The following is a 657-nucleotide window of genomic DNA, read 5'->3' on the forward strand; positions in this document are numbered from 1 at the left end:
TGTAATAACTATGGTTACGATACCTGCCAGCACTAAATAGCCGAGACGTTTCGGCTCTTTTACCAGGCTCTTATAATTGACGGCAAGCAAAATGACTGCCGTTACAAACATCAGTACCGATGAAATCAGGTGCGTGAAAATCAGCAGGCTATATGCTATGGCTAAGACATACCATTTTTTGTAATCACCCTTAATTATAAGACAAAGCCCTAAAAGGACGAAAGGAATAAGGGAGAGGGAGATACTTTCACCCAACGCGGCCCGTTCATACAAATTGATTATACGATAGACACTGAATGTATATAACAATGATGAAACCGCGGCAGCAAAAGAATCCTTAAAGAGATAGTTCACAAACAAATAGGACGAAATACCACACAGGACAGTGATGGAAAAAAGCATAATGAGGTAAACGTATATCAGGGGAATAAATTTACCCAGGATGGCAAAAGGGATCAGCATGACGTCCGGGTAAAATGCTTTTGTAAAATATCCGTAGCCGTTTGCTCCATCATAGTCCAGATAGATAAGAAACGGGCTTCCCAGATTATCGATCAGTGCCTGCAACCTTCCGCAATGGAAATAGAAATCATGACCGGGGGCAAAAGGAATATAAAGCACTATCATTGCCGCAGACAGCAAGATAAGAGCAGTCAG

The 657-nt window shown here is 41.7% G+C and carries 1 pseudogene; it reads right to left on the bottom strand.

The features are described from left to right. Positions 1–657: pseudogene (locus ACFO6W_RS26000) on the bottom strand (hypothetical protein); the annotation flags it as partial.

The organism is Dysgonomonas termitidis (assembly GCF_042654545.1).
Lineage (GTDB): Bacteria > Bacteroidota > Bacteroidia > Bacteroidales > Dysgonomonadaceae > Dysgonomonas > Dysgonomonas termitidis.